At 65.5% G+C, this 1,059-nt stretch carries 1 protein-coding gene; it reads right to left on the reverse strand.

From position 1 onward, the window contains the following. A partial coding sequence (locus ACFWWU_RS37510) for an ABC transporter ATP-binding protein (RefSeq protein ID WP_384153779.1) occupies positions 1–1,050 on the reverse strand: 1,050 nt, incomplete at its 3' end. Positions 1,051–1,059 lie beyond the last annotated feature (9 nt).

Raw genomic sequence — 1,059 nt, forward strand, 5'->3', positions numbered from 1 at the left:
CTGCAGCACCATGCCCGTGCGCGCACGGACGTCGTGGCGCGTGAGATCCGCGATGTCCTGACCGTTCACGAGGATGCGGCCGCCGCCCAGCTCGTAGAACCGCAGGATGAGGTTCACGAGCGTCGTCTTGCCCGCGCCGGTCGGGCCGACGATCGCGACCGTCTGCCCGGGCTCCACCTGGAACGACAGGTCGGTGATGAGCGGGCGCTCGGGCGTGTACGAGAACGCGACGTGCTCGAACACGATCGTGCCGTCGCCATCGGCGGGCACCGGGGCATCCGCTGCATCGGCCTCTTGCTCGTCGGCGTCGAGCAGTTCGAAGACACGCTCGGCCGAAGCCGTGCCCGACTGCACCACGGCAGCCATGCCGCCCAGCTCCGACAGGGGCTGGGTGAACTGCTGCGAGTACTGGATGAACGCCTGCACGTCGCCGAGGCGCAGCTGCCCGGTGGAGACCATGAGCCCGCCGAGCACCGCGATGCCGACGTAGGTCAGGTTTCCGATGAACATCATGCCGGGCATGATGATGCCCGACAGGAACTGCGCCTTGAAGGATGCCTCGTAGAGCTCCTGGTTCTCGGCCTTGAACTTCGCACGCGAGTCCTCTTCGCGGCCGAAGACCTTGACGAGGGCGTGGCCGGAGAAGGACTCCTCGACGCGGGCGTTCAGTCGACCGACCTTGCGCCACTGGATGCCGAAGGCCTTCTGCGACTTCGGGCCGATGATGCCGAAGATGACCGCCATGAGCGGCAGCGAGACGAGCGCCACGAGGGCGAGCTGCCACGAGATCGTGAACATCATGATGAGCACGCCGACGACGGTGAGCACCGAGGTGACCACGGTCGAGAGGGATTGTTGCATCGCCTGCGTGATGTTGTCGATGTCGTTGGTGACCCGCGAGATCAGCTCACCGCGCTGCACCTTGTCGAAGTAGCTCAGCGGCAGGCGGTTGATCTTCGCCTCGACCGATTCGCGCAGGCGCCACATGGTCTTCACCATGATGACGTTGATCACGTAGCCCTGCACCCAGGTGAGCACCGACGCGACCATGTACAGCGC

This window comes from Streptomyces sp. NPDC058650, from assembly GCF_042717315.1.
GTDB lineage: Bacteria > Actinomycetota > Actinomycetes > Streptomycetales > Streptomycetaceae > Streptomyces.